Origin of the sequence: Neorhizobium populisoli (assembly GCF_019430945.1) — a bacterium.
GTDB classification, from domain to species: domain Bacteria; phylum Pseudomonadota; class Alphaproteobacteria; order Rhizobiales; family Rhizobiaceae; genus Neorhizobium; species Neorhizobium populisoli.
Map to the genome: position 1 here is coordinate 340951 of NZ_JAHYCB010000005.1, position 14616 is coordinate 355566.

At 61.8% G+C, this 14616-nt stretch carries 14 protein-coding genes, 1 tRNA gene and 1 riboswitch; of the genes, 4 read left to right on the forward strand and 11 right to left on the reverse strand.

The window, feature by feature from the left end:
• The 3 genes from KX729_RS15810 to uxuA are packed head-to-tail and all read left to right on the forward strand — an operon-like array spanning position 1 to position 3683.
• Positions 1 to 1413 (forward strand): TRAP transporter large permease, encoded by a 1413-nt coding sequence (locus tag KX729_RS15810; protein WP_219743430.1) that lies wholly within the window; start codon positions 1 to 3, stop codon positions 1411 to 1413.
• Positions 1414 to 1423: 10 nt separating this feature from the next.
• The gene (locus tag KX729_RS15815) at positions 1424 to 2467 is read left to right on the forward strand and encodes an L-idonate 5-dehydrogenase (protein WP_219743431.1); all 1044 of its coding nucleotides are present in this window, start codon (positions 1424 to 1426) and stop codon (positions 2465 to 2467) included.
• 19 nt (positions 2468 to 2486) lie between these two features.
• Positions 2487 to 3683, forward strand: coding sequence for a mannonate dehydratase (gene uxuA / locus KX729_RS15820; RefSeq protein ID WP_219743432.1), 1197 nt, complete (start codon positions 2487 to 2489; stop codon positions 3681 to 3683).
• 4 nt (positions 3684 to 3687) lie between these two features.
• Here uxuA and KX729_RS15825 read toward each other — a convergent pair whose 3' ends face one another.
• The 3 genes from KX729_RS15825 to KX729_RS15835 all read right to left on the reverse strand — a co-directional run bounded on the left by KX729_RS15825 (position 3688) and on the right by KX729_RS15835 (position 5803).
• Positions 3688 to 4632 (reverse strand): ABC transporter substrate-binding protein, encoded by a 945-nt coding sequence (locus KX729_RS15825; protein WP_219743433.1) that lies wholly within the window; start codon positions 4630 to 4632, stop codon positions 3688 to 3690.
• On the reverse strand, positions 4629 to 5426 hold the full coding sequence (locus tag KX729_RS15830; RefSeq protein ID WP_219743434.1) for an ABC transporter permease: 798 nt from the start codon (positions 5424 to 5426) through the stop codon (positions 4629 to 4631). The genes KX729_RS15825 and KX729_RS15830 overlap by 4 nt, the downstream gene beginning before the upstream one ends.
• A 145-nt stretch (positions 5427 to 5571) precedes the next feature.
• Positions 5572 to 5674: riboswitch (TPP riboswitch) on the reverse strand.
• 53 nt (positions 5675 to 5727) lie between these two features.
• Positions 5728 to 5803 (reverse strand) — tRNA-Ile (locus KX729_RS15835).
• A 237-nt stretch (positions 5804 to 6040) separates the two neighbouring features.
• Here KX729_RS15835 and KX729_RS15840 point away from each other — a divergent pair.
• Entirely contained in the window at positions 6041 to 6784 is a 744-nt protein-coding gene (locus KX729_RS15840) for an SIMPL domain-containing protein (RefSeq protein WP_219743435.1), read from the forward strand.
• 86 nt (positions 6785 to 6870) lie between these two features.
• On the opposite strand, the gene KX729_RS15845 is transcribed toward KX729_RS15840, so the two are convergent.
• From KX729_RS15845 to KX729_RS15880, 8 genes are all read right to left on the reverse strand, one after another.
• Positions 6871 to 7227, reverse strand: a complete 357-nt coding sequence (locus KX729_RS15845) for a hypothetical protein (protein WP_219743436.1) — start codon at positions 7225 to 7227, stop codon at positions 6871 to 6873.
• Positions 7228 to 7368: 141 nt separating this feature from the next.
• Positions 7369 to 7791 carry a secondary thiamine-phosphate synthase enzyme YjbQ gene (locus KX729_RS15850; RefSeq protein ID WP_219743437.1) on the reverse strand — a complete coding sequence of 141 codons (423 nt, stop codon included), beginning with the start codon at positions 7789 to 7791 and terminating at the stop codon, positions 7369 to 7371.
• A gap of 58 nt (positions 7792 to 7849) precedes the next feature.
• Positions 7850 to 8203, reverse strand: coding sequence for a DUF1428 domain-containing protein (locus tag KX729_RS15855; protein ID WP_219743438.1), 354 nt, complete (start codon positions 8201 to 8203; stop codon positions 7850 to 7852).
• Positions 8204 to 8288: 85 nt separating this feature from the next.
• The gene (locus KX729_RS15860) at positions 8289 to 9512 is read right to left on the reverse strand and encodes an MFS transporter (RefSeq protein WP_219743439.1); all 1224 of its coding nucleotides are present in this window, start codon (positions 9510 to 9512) and stop codon (positions 8289 to 8291) included.
• A 127-nt stretch (positions 9513 to 9639) separates the two neighbouring features.
• Positions 9640 to 10032: a DUF427 domain-containing protein gene (locus KX729_RS15865; protein WP_219743440.1), complete on the reverse strand. Its 393-nt coding sequence runs from the start codon at positions 10030 to 10032 to the stop codon at positions 9640 to 9642.
• 107 nt (positions 10033 to 10139) lie between these two features.
• Positions 10140 to 11180 carry a zinc-dependent alcohol dehydrogenase family protein gene (locus KX729_RS15870; RefSeq protein WP_219743441.1) on the reverse strand — a complete coding sequence of 347 codons (1041 nt, stop codon included), beginning with the start codon at positions 11178 to 11180 and terminating at the stop codon, positions 10140 to 10142.
• 162 nt (positions 11181 to 11342) lie between these two features.
• Entirely contained in the window at positions 11343 to 13199 is a 1857-nt protein-coding gene (gene recQ / locus KX729_RS15875) for a DNA helicase RecQ (protein WP_219743442.1), read from the reverse strand.
• Between the two features lie 120 nt (positions 13200 to 13319).
• Positions 13320 to 14462, reverse strand: a complete 1143-nt coding sequence (locus KX729_RS15880) for a DUF930 domain-containing protein (protein ID WP_219743443.1) — start codon at positions 14460 to 14462, stop codon at positions 13320 to 13322.
• Positions 14463 to 14616: the final 154 nt, after the last annotated feature.

The window sequence follows — 14616 nt, forward strand, 5'->3', positions numbered from 1 at the left end:
ATGCTGCTGCTTGTCGGTGCCTTTCTTGTCCTGATGGTGGTCGGCGTGCCCGTCGCCATCTCCATGGCGACAGCCTCCATCCTCTATCTGATCCTTTACGGCGTCGCGCCGGATATCATCGCCGCCCAGCGCATGATCGCCGGCGTCGAAAGCTTCCCGCTGCTCGCCGTGCCCTTCTTCATTCTGGCCGGTAACCTGATGAACTCCGCCGGCGTCACCGGCCGCATCTATTCCTTCGCCGTCGCCCTCGTCGGCTGGATGAAGGGTGGCCTGGCACAGGTCAACATCATTGGTTCGGTGATCTTCTCCGGCATGTCCGGCACCGCGCTGGCGGACGCTGCCGGTATCGGCACGATCGAGATCAAGGCGATGAAGGACCACGGCTATCCGGTCGAGGCCGCCGTCGGCGTCACCGCCGCCTCCGCAACGCTCGGTCCGATCTTCCCGCCGTCTCTGCCCTTCGTCATCTACGGCATGATGGCCAATGTCTCGATCGGCGCGCTGTTCATGGCCGGCATCCTGCCGGGCGTCGTCATGACTGTGCTGATGATGGTGACGGTTGCGATCTTCGCTTATGTCAAGCGGTGGGGCTCCGATACGCCGTTCGACATGAAGCAGCTGATGTCCGCGTCGCTGGAAGTTGTTGTCGTTTTCGCGGTTCCGGTGCTGATCTGGCTCCTGATGGAAGCCGGGTTGTCGATGAACCTCGCCGCCGGCATCGCGCTCGCCGCCCTGCTCGCGCTCGACTGGTATTTCAACTTCTCCGCCGTCATGGCGCTGATGACCCCGGTCATCCTGATCGGCGGCATGACGATGGGCTGGTTCACGCCGACCGAAGCGGCGGTTGCCGCCGTGCTCTGGTCGCTGTTCCTTGGCCTCGTGCGTTACCGCACCATGACCATGTCGACGCTGGCGCGCGCCACGTTCGACACAATCGAGACCACCGCCTCGGTCCTCTTCATCGTCACCGCCGCCTCGATCTTCGCGTGGCTGCTGACGGTCAGCCAGGCTGCCCAGCTTCTGTCGGATGCGATCCTGTCGATCACCGACAACAAATGGGTGTTCCTGATCCTCGTGAACCTGCTGATGCTCTTCGTCGGCTGCTTCCTGGATACGATCGCGGCGATCACCATCCTCGTGCCGATCCTGCTGCCGATCGTCGCCAAGTTCGGCATCGATCCGGTGCATTTCGGCCTGATTATGACGCTGAACCTGATGATCGGCCTGCTGCATCCGCCGCTCGGCATGGTTCTTTTCGTGCTCTCGCGCGTCGCGAAACTATCGGTCGAACGCACGACAATGGCGATCCTGCCCTGGCTGGTGCCGCTGTTCATCGCGCTGATCCTGATCACCTTCATCCCGGCGATCACACTCTGGCTGCCGACGGAACTCGGCCTGATCCGGGCGAAGTGAGGAGCGTCGCATGCAAACGCGCTTTGCAAGGCTCTATGGCCAAAGAGATCTGAAAATCGAAGAGGGGCCGGTCACGGCCCCTCGCGAAGGCGAGGTTCTCTTGAAGATGGCCGCTGGCGGTATCTGCGGCTCCGACCTGCATTATTATCAGGATGGCGGCTTCGGCCCGATCCGCGTCCGCGAACCGATCATCCCCGGCCATGAAGCTGCCGGATATGTCGAAGGCATCGGCCCCGGCGTTTCTCATCTGAGTTTCGGCCAACTGGTCGCGGTTAACCCCAGCAAGCCCTGCGGCAAATGCCGCTTCTGCCTCGATGGCCTGCCGATCCACTGCCTCGACATGCAGTTCATGGGCAGCGCCATGCGCCTGCCGCATGCACAGGGCATGTTTCGCGACTACCTCGTCGTCCCCGCCATCCAATGCCTGCCCGCGGGCAACGGCATCGGTGCCGGCGAAGCCGCCTGTTCCGAACCGCTCGCCGTCTGCCTGCATGCCGTGTCCCGCGCCGGTGACTTGACGGGCAGGAAGGTTCTCGTGACGGGCGCCGGTCCGATCGGTGCGCTCGTCGCCGCCGCCGCCCGCCATGCAGGTGCCGCGGAAATCATCGTCACCGATCTGACCGATGCGGCACTCGACCGCGCCAAAGCCATGGGCGCCAGCCGCACGATCAACGTTGCAAGCGACGCCGCCTCGCTCGCCGAGTTTGAAGCGGACAAAGGCCAGTTCGACATCGCCTTCGAATGCTCCGCCGCCTCCCCCGCCATCCGCAACGCGATTGCCATCGTCAAACCGCGCGGCACGATCGTCCAGGTCGGCGTCAGCGGCGACACGACCGTGCCGCTCAACGCATTGGTCGGCAAGGAACTGCACTGGATCGGCTCGCAACGCTTCGACACGGAATTTGCCGAAGCCATCAAACTGATCTCGTCGCGCAAGATCGACGTACGCCCGATCATCTCGCACACCTTCCCGATCGACCAGGCCATCAAGGCTTTCGAGACCGCCGGCGACCGCAGCCTCGCCTGCAAGGTGCAGCTGACTTTCCTGAATTGAACACCGCAAGGATATCCCGATGAGACATACATGGCGCTGGTTCGGCCCGATCGACAAGGTGAGCGTTCAGGACGCCGCCCAGGCGGGCGCTGAAGGAATCGTCAGCGCCCTGCATCACATCCCGACCGGCGACGTCTGGCCCGAGGCGGAAATCGCCAAGCGCCATGAAGAGATCAAGGCCGGCGGCCTGTTCTGGGATGTCGTCGAAAGCGTGCCTGTCTCCGAAAGCATCAAGACCCAGACCGGCGACTGGCGCCCCCACATCTCCAACTGGCAGGAGACGCTACGCCGCCTCTCCGCCTCCGGCATCCGCACCGTCTGCTATAATTTCATGCCGGTGCTCGACTGGACCCGCACCGACCTCCGCTGGACTGCCCGCCATGGCGCCAAGGCGATGCGTTTCGACCTCATCGATTTCGTCGCCTTTGACCTCAATCTCCTGAAACGCCCCGGCGCTTCGGAAGATTACGACGAAGCGATCCGCGAGAAGGCAACCAAGCGCTTCGCCGAAATGCCGGAAGAACGCCGCACGGCCCTCTCGAAAAACGTCGGCGCTGGCCTGCCGGGCTCTGCCGACAGTTATACGCTGCCGCAGCTTCTTGAACTGCTCAAAACCTATTCCGGCATCAGCCGTGAAAGACTGCAGCAAAACCTCATCGATTTTCTGTCGGAGGTGACACCGGTCGCTGAACAGGTCGGCATCAACATCTGCGCCCATCCGGACGATCCGCCATGGGCGCTGCTCGGCCTGCCGCGCATCCTGTCGACCGAGGCCGACTATCTCCATATGCTGAACGCGGTCGACAGCCGTGCCAACGGCGTGACCTTCTGCACCGGCTCTCTCGGCGCGCGCGCCGCAAACGATCTTCCGGCCATGGTGAAGCGGCTCGCCCCGCGCATTCACTTCATCCACCTCCGCAACGTTCACCGCGAGGAGGCCGGCACGCCCTGCTCCTTCTTCGAGGACGAACATCTGGAAGGCGACACCGACATGGTCGCCGTCATCGCCGAGCTTCTGTCCGAAGAACGCCGCCGCAAGGCCGAGGGTCGCGCCGATCACCAGATCCCGATGCGACCGGACCACGGACAGGAAATCCTCGACGACCTGAAACGCGGCGCCCAGCCCGGTTATCCGGCGATCGGCCGCCTCAAGGGACTGGCGGAACTGCGCGGCATCGAGCGCGCGCTGTCCCACCGGCAATACGGTCTCCGCTGAAAGCTCAGCGGAGTTCCACCGCTACATCTTCCGGAGCCGGCGCCGCCTTGATCAGCCCCATCTCCTTCATGAAGGCGCCGAACCGAACGTAACGCGCCCGGTCAAGCGCTGCCGGCCGCTTGGCGAAACGCGGCAGCGTGTCGAAAAACGCCGTCTTGTTCAGCTCGTCATCGAGGTTCGGATAGGCCTTGACGAACATCGCCCAGGCCTCCTGCGGATGGTTGGTCATGAAGATCGAAGCCTGCTCGACCGCCGAAAGGAAACGCGGCAGGCGGCTATCAGCAGCCAAATCCTTGCGCGTCACATAGATCAGCTCGTCATAGGCCGGAACGCCATGTTCTTCCGGGAAAAACGCGCGGCCGGGATGTCCTTCCAGCTTCATCTGGGTGAGTTCAAAATTGCGGAAACCGCCAACCGTCGCATCAACCTGGCCGGCGATCAGTGACGGTGACAGCGAAAAATTCACGTTGATCAGCTCGAAATCGCTGTCGGCAAGTGCCTCGGACGCTAGCATCGTCTTCAGCATCACGTCTTCAAAACCGGTGACCGAGAAGCCGATCTTTTTGCCCTTCAGATCCTTGAGGCTCTTGATCGGCCCGTCGGCAAGTACCGTCACCGTGTTGAGCGGCGTTTCGACCAGCGTCCCGAACCGCACCAGCGGCAAGCCGGCATCGTGGTCAAGGAAGAGGTTCGGCTGATAGTGAATGCCGATATCCGCCTGCCCAGTCGAAACCAGCCGCGGCACGACCGATGGATCGGACGGCGGGATAAGTTCAACATCCAGGTTTGCCGTAGCAAACAGCCCCTGCTCCTTGGCGATCACCATCGGCGCATGATCCGGATTGACGAACCATTCGAGCAGCACGGAAAGCTTGTCGGCCGCCTGCGATGGCGCCGGCGCCAGCAGACTGCCCAATGCAATGAGGGAAGCGGTCAGGATACGGATCATGATCGGATGGAACTCCTTGATTGAAATGACGATCGGGAGACAATATCGTCGTCGCGCAACTCGCTCGCCCATGGGGCAAGCCCTGCCGTCAGCACGTCGACGAGAAGCCTCAAGAGAAGGGTAAGAACGGCCAGCACGAACATGGCCACAAAAACGGTATCGGTCTGCATGCGCGCATTGGCCTGAACCATGATGAAGCCAAGCCCGCCCGCCGCACCGACCCACTCACCGACGACCGCTCCGAGCGGCGCAAGAGGTGCTGCAACCCGCAGTCCCGAAATCAGGCTCGGGATCGCCAGCGGCACGCGGATGCCAACCAGCGCCTGCCAATGGGTTGCCCCATCGAGTTCGGCGGCGTCGAGCACATCGCGCTCGGTACGCCGCAAGCCATCGGCAAAGGAAGACGCAACCGGAAAAAAGATGATGATCGTCGTCATCGCCACTTTCGAGGCAAGCCCGAACCCCAGCCAGATGACCAGGATCGGCGCCAGTACGAAGACGGGCAATGCCTGCAGGATCAGCACCATCGGCCAGACCAGCCGACCGATCCTCGGCCAGGCCGCCACGCCGAATGCAGTGGCGGCACCAAGCACGGAACCGACGATCAACCCTGCCGCGATCTCCGTCAGCGTGATGAAACTATGCCAAGCCAGAAACTCAGGCTGCCGCAGAAATGCGGACGTGACTGCAGCCGGCGACGGCAGGATGTAACGAGGTGGCTCGAACACCGAGACCCCGGCCTGCCACAGGAGCAGCAGCACGACGAGCCCGATGACCGCATGGGACATGCGCATAGCTGAGCGCTATCCGGCGCGATCGGACAGTATCGCCGGGTCTCCGGCGGCAAAGGCATGGTATTCAAACATCATCGATCGATCTCCAGATAAACAATCACGGAGATCCAGGTGAAGCGGAGAAGAGAAAGTGTCGTCGCGCGGATGTGACGCCGTTTTCCGTTCCTACGCCGGCATGACCCGGATCAGGTTCAAGGGTCCGGCTCACCGCCATCTCAGCACCGTACGATGCCCCCCTCGGAATGCGGCGAAATTGTCGTGTTTCAGGAAAGATGTCAATGGATGGGATTGTAGAAGAGAATGGTGGGCCCGGAGGGACTCGAACCCCCAACCAAGCGGTTATGAGCCGCCGGCTCTAACCATTGAGCTACAGGCCCTGCCTCAAAGGCATCGGCGGGCGCAATGGTTCGCCCGTCGAAATGTCGCTCTAACGTAAATCATGAAAGCTCACAAGCCATTGCCGCAATAGCTTCACAATCAAACGGCACCTAAACTCCTGGATGCGGCAAACCGTGGTTTCGATTCCTGCCAACCGACCCGCAGCCACAGGAAAAACAGGGCTCGATTGCGCACATCATGCGGCGCGGAGCCTCATAACAATCGGGAGACCGTCCATGCGCCTTGCGCCTTCATCGTCACGTCTTGTCTTAGCTGCCCTCGTTTCCGGCGCGCTTGCCGCTTCCGCAGGGTTTGCAGCTGCGCAGGATATCCGCCCGCGTGATCCGGTCATTAATGTGGCGGGAGAAGGCGACGCTTCGGTCGCGCCTGACATGGCGGTCCTGACACTTGCCGTCGTCCGTAACGGCAAGACGGCGGCCGACGCCCTTTCCGCCAACAGTGCGGCGATGAACGAGGTTCTGCCGGCGCTGAAATCCGGCGGCATTGCCGAGCGGGACATCCAGACCAGCAATTTCTCGATCTATCCGCAATATCGCCACAACGAGCCGAAGAACGGCGTCATGGAGCCGCCGCAGATCGTCGGTTACGAGGTCTCCAACACATTGACGCTGAGGGTGCGGGACCTGGAGAAGCTCGGCGCCATCATCGATCAGTCAGTCAAGCTCGGCGTCAACCAGGGCGGCCAGATCGTCTTCACCAATGACGACCCGAGCAAGACGATGGCTGAAGCCCGCAAGGCCGCCGTCGCCGATGCGCTCGCACGGGCAAAGACCCTGACGGAGGCCGCCGGCGTCAAGCTCGGCCGTATCCTGGAGATCAGCGAAAATGCGTCGCGCTCGATGCCGCCGCAGCCGATGATGCGCATGTCGATGGCGAAGGACATGGAAGCCACTCCGGTCGCAAGCGGCGAAAATACCTATAACGTGACCGTCAACGTCACTTTCGCGCTGGAGCAATAATCAAAGACAAACGCCCCGCCGATCGTTTCTGATCGGCGGGGCGCTTTTTTTCCGTCAACGGGCGATTGGAGACGGAAACGGAAGCTTTAACGGCGAATGACCGGGCAGCCGCGGACATTGGCGAACACGACCCGGTCCGGACCTCGGCGACCGAAGCCGACGACGGTAACGGTGCGCGGCGAGACATCGACCACGCGAGTGCGGCGCAGGCCCATGCGGTCGGCCTTGGCTTCAGCCATCCACGGCGCGCAGCCCGGCCGCGGACGATTGACCGGGCGATCCGGGCGCCAGGGGCGGCCCGGACCCCAATGGCGGTCGTCATGGCGGTACTGGACCTGGATGCTCATATCGGGACCGGCAGCGGACGCGGTCGGGACTGCGGCGGAAAGGCCGGTCAACGCGACAAGGGCGGCGAAACCGGCTTTGACGATCAGGCTGGTCATAAGTGTATCTCCGAAATCGGGGCCAGATCTACCCGGTCCCTGGTTGCGTCTCTCGCTCCCCAGCGATTGCGGCAAACCTAGAACTTCTCGTCTGAACGCATTCCTAATCTCGTATTCACCAATCGTTCAGATGCGTCACGCCTATGCGGAAAGGTGAAGCACAACCTGCCGCACATGCGGCCGGTCGCGGTGTTCGAAAAGATAGATGCCCTGCCAGGTCCCCAGCATCATGCGGCCGCCATTGACGGGAATGCCGATCGAGGTCGCCGTCAGCGCCGCCTTGATATGGGCGGGCATATCGTCCGGCCCTTCGGCGGTGTGAATTGCCCAGCGCATCGACGGATCGTCGGTCGGCGGCACAAGCCTGGAAAAGAAGGTTTTGAGGTCGCGCTGCACATCCGGATCGGCATTTTCCTGGATGAGTAGCGAGGAGGAGGTGTGACGGACAAAGACCGTCAGAAGCCCCTCGTCCACGCTCTGACGACGCAGGAAATCCTGCGCAGCATCGGTGAATTCGTAGAGCCCCTGCCCGCGCGTGGAAATCGAAATGACGGTCTGAGGCATGGGCGGGCGGTCCTTTTGATGGCAATGCGAAAGAACCGCCCTTCTATCACCAGCAGTCTCACAAAGTCAGGAAACTCTGAAAACCGCCATAAATCATCCGCTTTCCGTCGAAGATCTCTTTCCAGTCCTCGCCGGCAACCCGCGGATCGTTCATCACCTTATTGTTGATCTCGTCGCGCCGCGCACGGCTCTCATAGGTGATCCAGGCAAAGATTACCGTCTCCTCGTCGGTCGCATGCACCGCACGGGGAAACGAGGTGAATTCGCCATAGGGCACGTCGTCCGCGACGCATTCCACGTAGCTGAGAGCACCATATTCCTTCCAGATGTCGCCGGCACGCCGTGCGAAGTCCTTGTAGCGCTCGAGATTTGCCTTCGGCACGGCCAGCAGAAAACCATCGACATAGGGCATGTAGCGTCCTCCTTTTTGCTTTGACAATCCAAGGACGTGGGCACCTGGATCGATCCGACAAGCAGGACGGTTGTTTTTTCAGGAATTATCCCTGAAGCGTCTTCACTTTGACAAGCTCCGGAAAAAGCTTGATCCAGAGCAGCACCACGACAAGCGTGCCGATGCCGCCGATCACCCCGGTCATTACGGGACCAAGGAAGCCGGCCAGCAGCCCGGATTCGAATTCGCCGAGCTGGTTGGACGTGCCGATGAACAGCGAGTTGACGGCGCTGACCCGCCCGCGCATCTCGTCCGGCGTCAGCAACTGCACCAGCGAGCTGCGCACCACGACGCTCACCGTATCGGCCGCGCCCAGAATTGCGAGGCAGGCGATCGACAGGGTGATATTGCTCGAGAGCGAAAAGCCGATCGTCGCGACGCCGAAGATCGCGCAGGCGATCATCATCCAGCGGCCGACATCCCGTTTCAGCGGATAACGGGCAAGCATCAGCGCCATGACAAGCGCGCCGATCGCCGGCGCCGCGCGCAGGAAACCGAGCCCCCAGGGCCCGGCATGCAGGATATCCTTGGCAAACATCGGCATCAGCGCGGTCGCGCCGCCGAGCAGAACCGCAAACAGGTCGAGCGAGATCGCCCCGAAGATCACCGGCCGGCTGCGGATGAAGGCGACGCCTGCAAAGGCCGATGTCAATGTTACCGGTTCGCGCACAACGATGCGTTTCTCGACCTTGATCAGTAGGATGTTGACGCTGGCGACCAGCAGGAAGACCGCGGAAGTAATGAACGGCGCGGTGGCGTGAATGCCGTAAAGCAGACCACCGGAGGCCGGTCCGATGATGAACGCCACCTGCTGCAGCGAGGTCGACGTGGCGACCGCCTGCTGCAACATCGAAGGCTGGACGATGTTCGGCAGAAGCGCGGTACTGGTCGGCTGCTGGAATGCCTGGGCCGCACCGAGCAGGGTCACGGCCGCAAAGATGATCTCCGCCGTGATCCACCCTTCGAAGATCGCCAGCGTCAGCACGATCGCGATCAAGGCCTGCGCGAGCTGGCAGACCAGGACGACGATGCGCCGGTCGAAATAATCCGCCACATGGCCGACGACCAGCGTCAGGAAGAAGCGCGGCAGGAACTGGCAGAAACCGACAAAGCCCAGTGCGAAGGCGCTGTGGGTCAGATCGTAGATCATCCAGCCGACAGCGATCGTCATCGACTGCGAAGCAAGGCCGGTCAGAACGCGGGCCGAAGCGAAATTGAGGTAACCCGCATGGCGTAGCACGCTCTGCGGGATCGGTTGCGCACTATCCATTCGAACCGTCACTTGCCGGCTCGCGGAGCCTGCCTATAGGAAATTTATAGGCTCCTGTTCCGCCCGAAACCGCGGCTTGTCAATGCTTTGCGGGACTGGATCGGACCGCTCACGCGAATTTGCCGCCTCACGCCGTAACGCTGGCGGTGATGATCTCGATGGAATCGACACGGTCCGGATAGAAAGCGAGATGCTCTCGGATTTCGGCGACAGCCTCATAGGGGCTCTCGTAAGACCAGACAGCATTGACCGAACGACCGCCGCCAGACGGGATGCTGTAATACGATGCCTCGCCCTTATAGGGGCAATACGTCTTGTGCTCGGTGCGCTCCAGCAGCGCCATGTCCACATCCTTGCGCGGAATATAATAAACCGGCGGATAATTCGCTTCCTGCAGGATCAGCGGATCGGCGCTATAGGCGACCACCTTGTCGCCCAGCCTGACGACGACGCGAACAGGATCATGCTCAATGGTAATCGGGTGGTCGGGTCCCGGTATCTTCTGCACACGCGTATCCATGGCTAGTCCCTTTGACTTTGCTTATTGAGCAAAACATGTAGGGGACCGAATGCCGCAACCCAAGCGGCCGGAACGGAATACAGCGGCCGCCGTTCATGAACAATCGCTCAAAACGTGGTGATCACGCTGATGCCGGGCGTCTCCGCCTTGTCCATGGTCATCAGCGCCGGAATGGCCTCCTCCAGGCTGATCCGTTTCGAGATCAGTTGCTGCGGCTTCATCTTGCCGGTCTGCAACATGGCGAGCATCGCGTCGTACCGCCAGGCTTGCATGCCATGGCTGCCGTAGATTTCCAGCTCATGGCCAATCACCTGTGCCATCGGGATCGAAGGCGTTGCATGTTCGCCGAGCATCAGCCCGACCTGTACATGCCGTCCCCGCCGGCGCAGGTTCTTGATCGAGTTAAAGCAGGTCACCGGATGGCCGAGCGCATCGATCGACACATGCGCGCCACCCTTGGTGATCTCGCGCACCGCCTCCACCACATCCGGCACCGTCTTCGCATTGATCGTCGCCACCGCGCCGCACTGGCGGGCCAGCGCCAGCTTGTCCTCGGCAAGATCGATACCAATCACATTGGCGCCGAGCGCCGTCGCGATCATGATCGCGGACAACCCCACGCCGCCGCAACCGTGTACAGCGACCCAGTCGCCGGGGCCGGTGCGTGCCTGATCTGCGATCGCGCGGAAAGAGGTCGCAAAACGGCAGCCGAGGCTCGCCGCCGTAGCATCGTCGATTTCTTCGGGCAGGGTGACGAGATTGGTGTCGGCATAATCGATCGCCACATATTCCGCGAAAGAACCCCAATGGGTGAAGCCCGGCTGGAACTGGCTGGGGCAAACCTGCTGGTTGCCGGAATGGCATTCGGCGCAATGTCCGCAGCCGGACACGAAGGGCACCGTCACCCGGTCGCCGACCTTGAAGCGCATGACACCCTTGCCGGTCGCCACGACCTTGCCTGCCAATTCATGACCCGGCACATGCGGCAGCTTGATATCGGCATCATGCCCCATCCATCCATGCCAGTCGCTGCGGCAAAGCCCGGTCGCACCGACCTTGATGACGACACCGTCGAATGTCGGCTCCGGATCGGGAAGATTGCGGATTTCCGGCGCCTTTTCAAAGGCATCGTAGAACATGGCTTTCATGGCAGACCCTCGACAAAGTGGCCGAAGCATAGTCGAAAGACCCCGCCGGTCAATTAACAAAGGGTGATGTTTGCATGACCCGAAATGATGCTGATGCCCCTCGATTCGGCTTTGTGAACTGCCATGCGCTTGACGTTATCGGCAGCTCAGAGCGTCGCCTCATCACTCATGCGAGCGGATGACCTCCAGAAACGCATCCCCATATCGCTCAAGTTTCGATTGGCCCACACCGGAAATTCCGAGCAGTGCGTCACGGTTCGTCGGGCGCTCCGTCGCGAATGCGACCAGCGTCGTGTCGGGAAACACCACATAAGGCGGCACCGAAAGCTCCTTGGCGATCGCGAGGCGTGCCTGGCGGAGAGCCTCGAAAAGTTCCGCATCGGCCCCCTCCAGCGCGGATCTGGCGTTTGCCGAACTCGACGACGCGCTTCTCGCAGCCTTGCCGGTCGTCGGCCGGTCCTTGCGGAAACGTACCTCGCGCTCGTGTTTGAAAACGGCCCGTGCCTCCGGTTCCAGCTTCAAGGCCCCAAACGCATTATGATCGACACCGACGAGACCCGCCGCAAGCAACTGGCGGTAAACCGATTGCCAGGTCTTGGAGGCGATATCCTTGCCGGCGCCGAAGACCGGCATGTCCACATGTCCGAACCGCGTCGTCTTTTCGTTGACATTGCCGAGCAGCACATCGATCAGATGCCCGGTACCGAAACGTTCTCCGGTGCGGTAGATCGCCGCCAGCGCCTTGATCGCTGCTTCTGTGCCGTCCCATGTCTCAACGGGTTTCAGGCAGGTATCGCAATTGCCGCATTGGCCGGCATGCGCTTCGCCGAAATGCGCCAGGATCGCCTGCCGACGGCAGCCCGGCGTTTCACAGATGCCGAGCAGCGCGTTGAGCTTGGCGCGCTCGACCCGCTTCACCTCATTTGCCGAATTGCCCTCATCGATCATCCGTCCGCGCTGGATGACATCCGCCATGCCATAGGCCATCCAAACATCCGACGGCAGGCCGTCACGCCCCGCGCGCCCCGTCTCCTGATAATAGGCCTCGACCGAACCCGGCAGGTCGAGATGCGCGACATATCGTACGTTCGGCTTGTCGATGCCCATGCCGAACGCGACGGTTGCGACAAGGCAAAGTTCTTCTTCTTTCAGGAACGCATCCTGATTGGCATCGCGCAGGTGGCGCTCCATGCCGGCATGGTAGGGAAGCGCATAGATGCCCTGCCCGTTCAGCCAGTCGGCCGTGTCCTCCACCTTGGCCCGAGACAGGCAATAGACGATGCCGCTCGAACCCTTGTGGCGCGACAGGAACCGCAGCAATTGCTGGCGCGGCTGGTCGCGTTCGACGATCTCGTAAGCGATGTTCGGCCTGTCGAACGAGGTGGTGAACACTTCCGCCGAATGCAGTCCCAGCTTGTCGATAATGTCTTCGCGCGTATGCGGATCGGCCGTCGCCGTCAGTGCGATACGCGGCACGCCGGGATAATCTTCCGCCAGCCGGCCGAGCTCGCGATATTCCGGCCGGAAATCATGTCCCCACTGGGAAACACAATGCGCCTCGTCGATGGCAAACAGCGCGATACGGGCATTGCCGATCACGTCCCGGAAGCCGGGGGTGACGATGCGCTCCGGCGTCACATACAGAAGATCGAGATCGCCATTGGTGATCGCACGGCGGACATCCATGAACTCCTCGCGGCTCAGCGACGAATTGAGCGCTGCGGCCCGCACGCCGAGTTGCTTTAGCGCCTCCACCTGATCGCGCATCAGCGCGATCAGCGGCGAGATGACGATGCCGACACCGGCCCGGCAAAGCGCGGGAATCTGGAAGCACAGCGATTTGCCCGCGCCCGTCGGAAACAATACGACCGCATCGCCGCCCGACACGACCCGATCAACCACTGCCGCCTGCTTGCCGCGAAAGGCGGGATAACCATAGACGCGCTTCAGCACGTCGAGCGGATTTCTCGCTCCCTCTTTGTCGAACAGGTGATCGATACTGGCTTCAATCTGCGGCATGGAATCGCTTTCGTGGGAAGGCGGCATATTGCACGGCCGGAACGGTCGCGGCCAGCCCGCCGCAATTTTCGCATGTCTGGTCACGGCAATCCCGAAACCGCCGCCGATAAGACCGGTTCACTAAAACACCGGAAAACGCCGCTTCTTCCATTCGCTGCGCGGCACGATACCGCCGACCTTGAAGGCGAATGAAAGCACCTTGGTGGCTCCTTCATCGACCTCGCAACGCAGGCTCACGTCATACCAGTCGCCGCGGGTGCGAAAACTGGTGCTCTTGTCGATCGTCGTTCCGGAGGGCAGTCGCAGCGACGGCAGAAATTCCGGCCAGTAGGAGGCGCTGCGCAGCTGCGCCTTCAATTCCGTCGAGCAAAGCTCGCCGGCCCGCAGGTCTCGCGGCAGGTTGCCCATCGCCGTCATCGCCACCGGATCATTGGTCATATCGCGCGAAAAGAGCTTCTTCGCCTCATCAAGCTTCGGCGCATTGTCCTGCGTCGGTGTCTTCCTGGGCTCTGCCTTTGCAGCCTCAACCGGCGGCGGGGCCGTGATGATTTCCATACGCAACGCATCCGGCGCCGTCCCCTTGACGGGGCCGTTCTGCTGCGGATTGCTGGAAACAATCGCGATTTCCGGCACGTTCACGTCGTCGGGAACGGGATTGGCCGGCGGAGCTTCCGCAACGGCTTCCGGCTTTTCCTCGACGGGTGTGGGCGGCTTGACCTCGGCAACATCGGGCTCGGTCTGCTCCGGCGGGGTGGCGGATTCCTGGGCCGTATCGCCTTCTGCGGATTTCCTCGGCCCCGTATCCTTCTCGCCGAACTGGTGGACCTCGCGCAAGACCGGCACCGGCTGCGGGCGGCCCTCCTTTTCTCCCGGCGCCTCATTCTGCTTCGCCTCTTCCGTCTTCGGCGGCGGAGGGGGTGGAGGCGGCTCCTCCTTTTTGGCCTCTTCCTTTGGAGGCTCAGGCGGCGGAGGCGGCGGTTCTTCCTTCTTCGCTTCTTCAGCCTTGGGCGGTTCCGGCGGCTTCTGTTCTTCGGCCTTCTTTTCCGGCTCCTCTGCCTTTTTCTCTTCCGCCTTCTCTTCTTCAGGCGGTGGAACGATCTCGACGCTGACGCTCTCGTCCTTCTGCGGCTCAGCAACATCGAGCGGCAGATGGAAGAACAGGATGAAGGCGAACACGACATGCAGCAGGATCGAGGCAGAAACGCCCAATCCTATCCCGCGGGCCTTGCCCACGCCGCGATGCTCTTCATGTTCATCCGTCATGCTTGCCGATGTAAGATGGAAACCCGGCCGGATCGAGTCCCGCCTGATCGAAACCGAACAATTTCCCGAAGCTTTGACACCGGGCGTGACCCGCCGGTCATAGCGCGGCCCCTTGAACCAGCCGCCTCTCCCCGGCAACGCAGCCATGCATCGA

Bases quoted from the DNA above. Each gene is read 5' to 3' on its own strand.
- KX729_RS15810 (WP_219743430.1), top strand. From the start codon at position 1: ATGCTGCTGCTTGTCGGTGCCTTTCTTGTCCTGATGGTGGTCGGCGTG.
- KX729_RS15815 (WP_219743431.1), top strand. From the start codon at position 1,424: ATGCAAACGCGCTTTGCAAGGCTCTATGGCCAAAGAGATCTGAAAATC.
- uxuA (WP_219743432.1), top strand. From the start codon at position 2,487: ATGAGACATACATGGCGCTGGTTCGGCCCGATCGACAAGGTGAGCGTT.
- KX729_RS15825 (WP_219743433.1), bottom strand. From the start codon at position 4,632: ATGATCCGTATCCTGACCGCTTCCCTCATTGCATTGGGCAGTCTGCTG.
- KX729_RS15830 (WP_219743434.1), bottom strand. From the start codon at position 5,426: ATGCGCATGTCCCATGCGGTCATCGGGCTCGTCGTGCTGCTGCTCCTG.
- KX729_RS15840 (WP_219743435.1), top strand. From the start codon at position 6,041: ATGCGCCTTGCGCCTTCATCGTCACGTCTTGTCTTAGCTGCCCTCGTT.
- KX729_RS15845 (WP_219743436.1), bottom strand. From the start codon at position 7,227: ATGACCAGCCTGATCGTCAAAGCCGGTTTCGCCGCCCTTGTCGCGTTG.
- KX729_RS15850 (WP_219743437.1), bottom strand. From the start codon at position 7,791: ATGCCTCAGACCGTCATTTCGATTTCCACGCGCGGGCAGGGGCTCTAC.
- KX729_RS15855 (WP_219743438.1), bottom strand. From the start codon at position 8,203: ATGCCCTATGTCGATGGTTTTCTGCTGGCCGTGCCGAAGGCAAATCTC.
- KX729_RS15860 (WP_219743439.1), bottom strand. From the start codon at position 9,512: ATGGATAGTGCGCAACCGATCCCGCAGAGCGTGCTACGCCATGCGGGT.
- KX729_RS15865 (WP_219743440.1), bottom strand. From the start codon at position 10,032: ATGGATACGCGTGTGCAGAAGATACCGGGACCCGACCACCCGATTACC.
- KX729_RS15870 (WP_219743441.1), bottom strand. From the start codon at position 11,180: ATGAAAGCCATGTTCTACGATGCCTTTGAAAAGGCGCCGGAAATCCGC.
- recQ (WP_219743442.1), bottom strand. From the start codon at position 13,199: ATGCCGCAGATTGAAGCCAGTATCGATCACCTGTTCGACAAAGAGGGA.
- KX729_RS15880 (WP_219743443.1), bottom strand. From the start codon at position 14,462: ATGACGGATGAACATGAAGAGCATCGCGGCGTGGGCAAGGCCCGCGGG.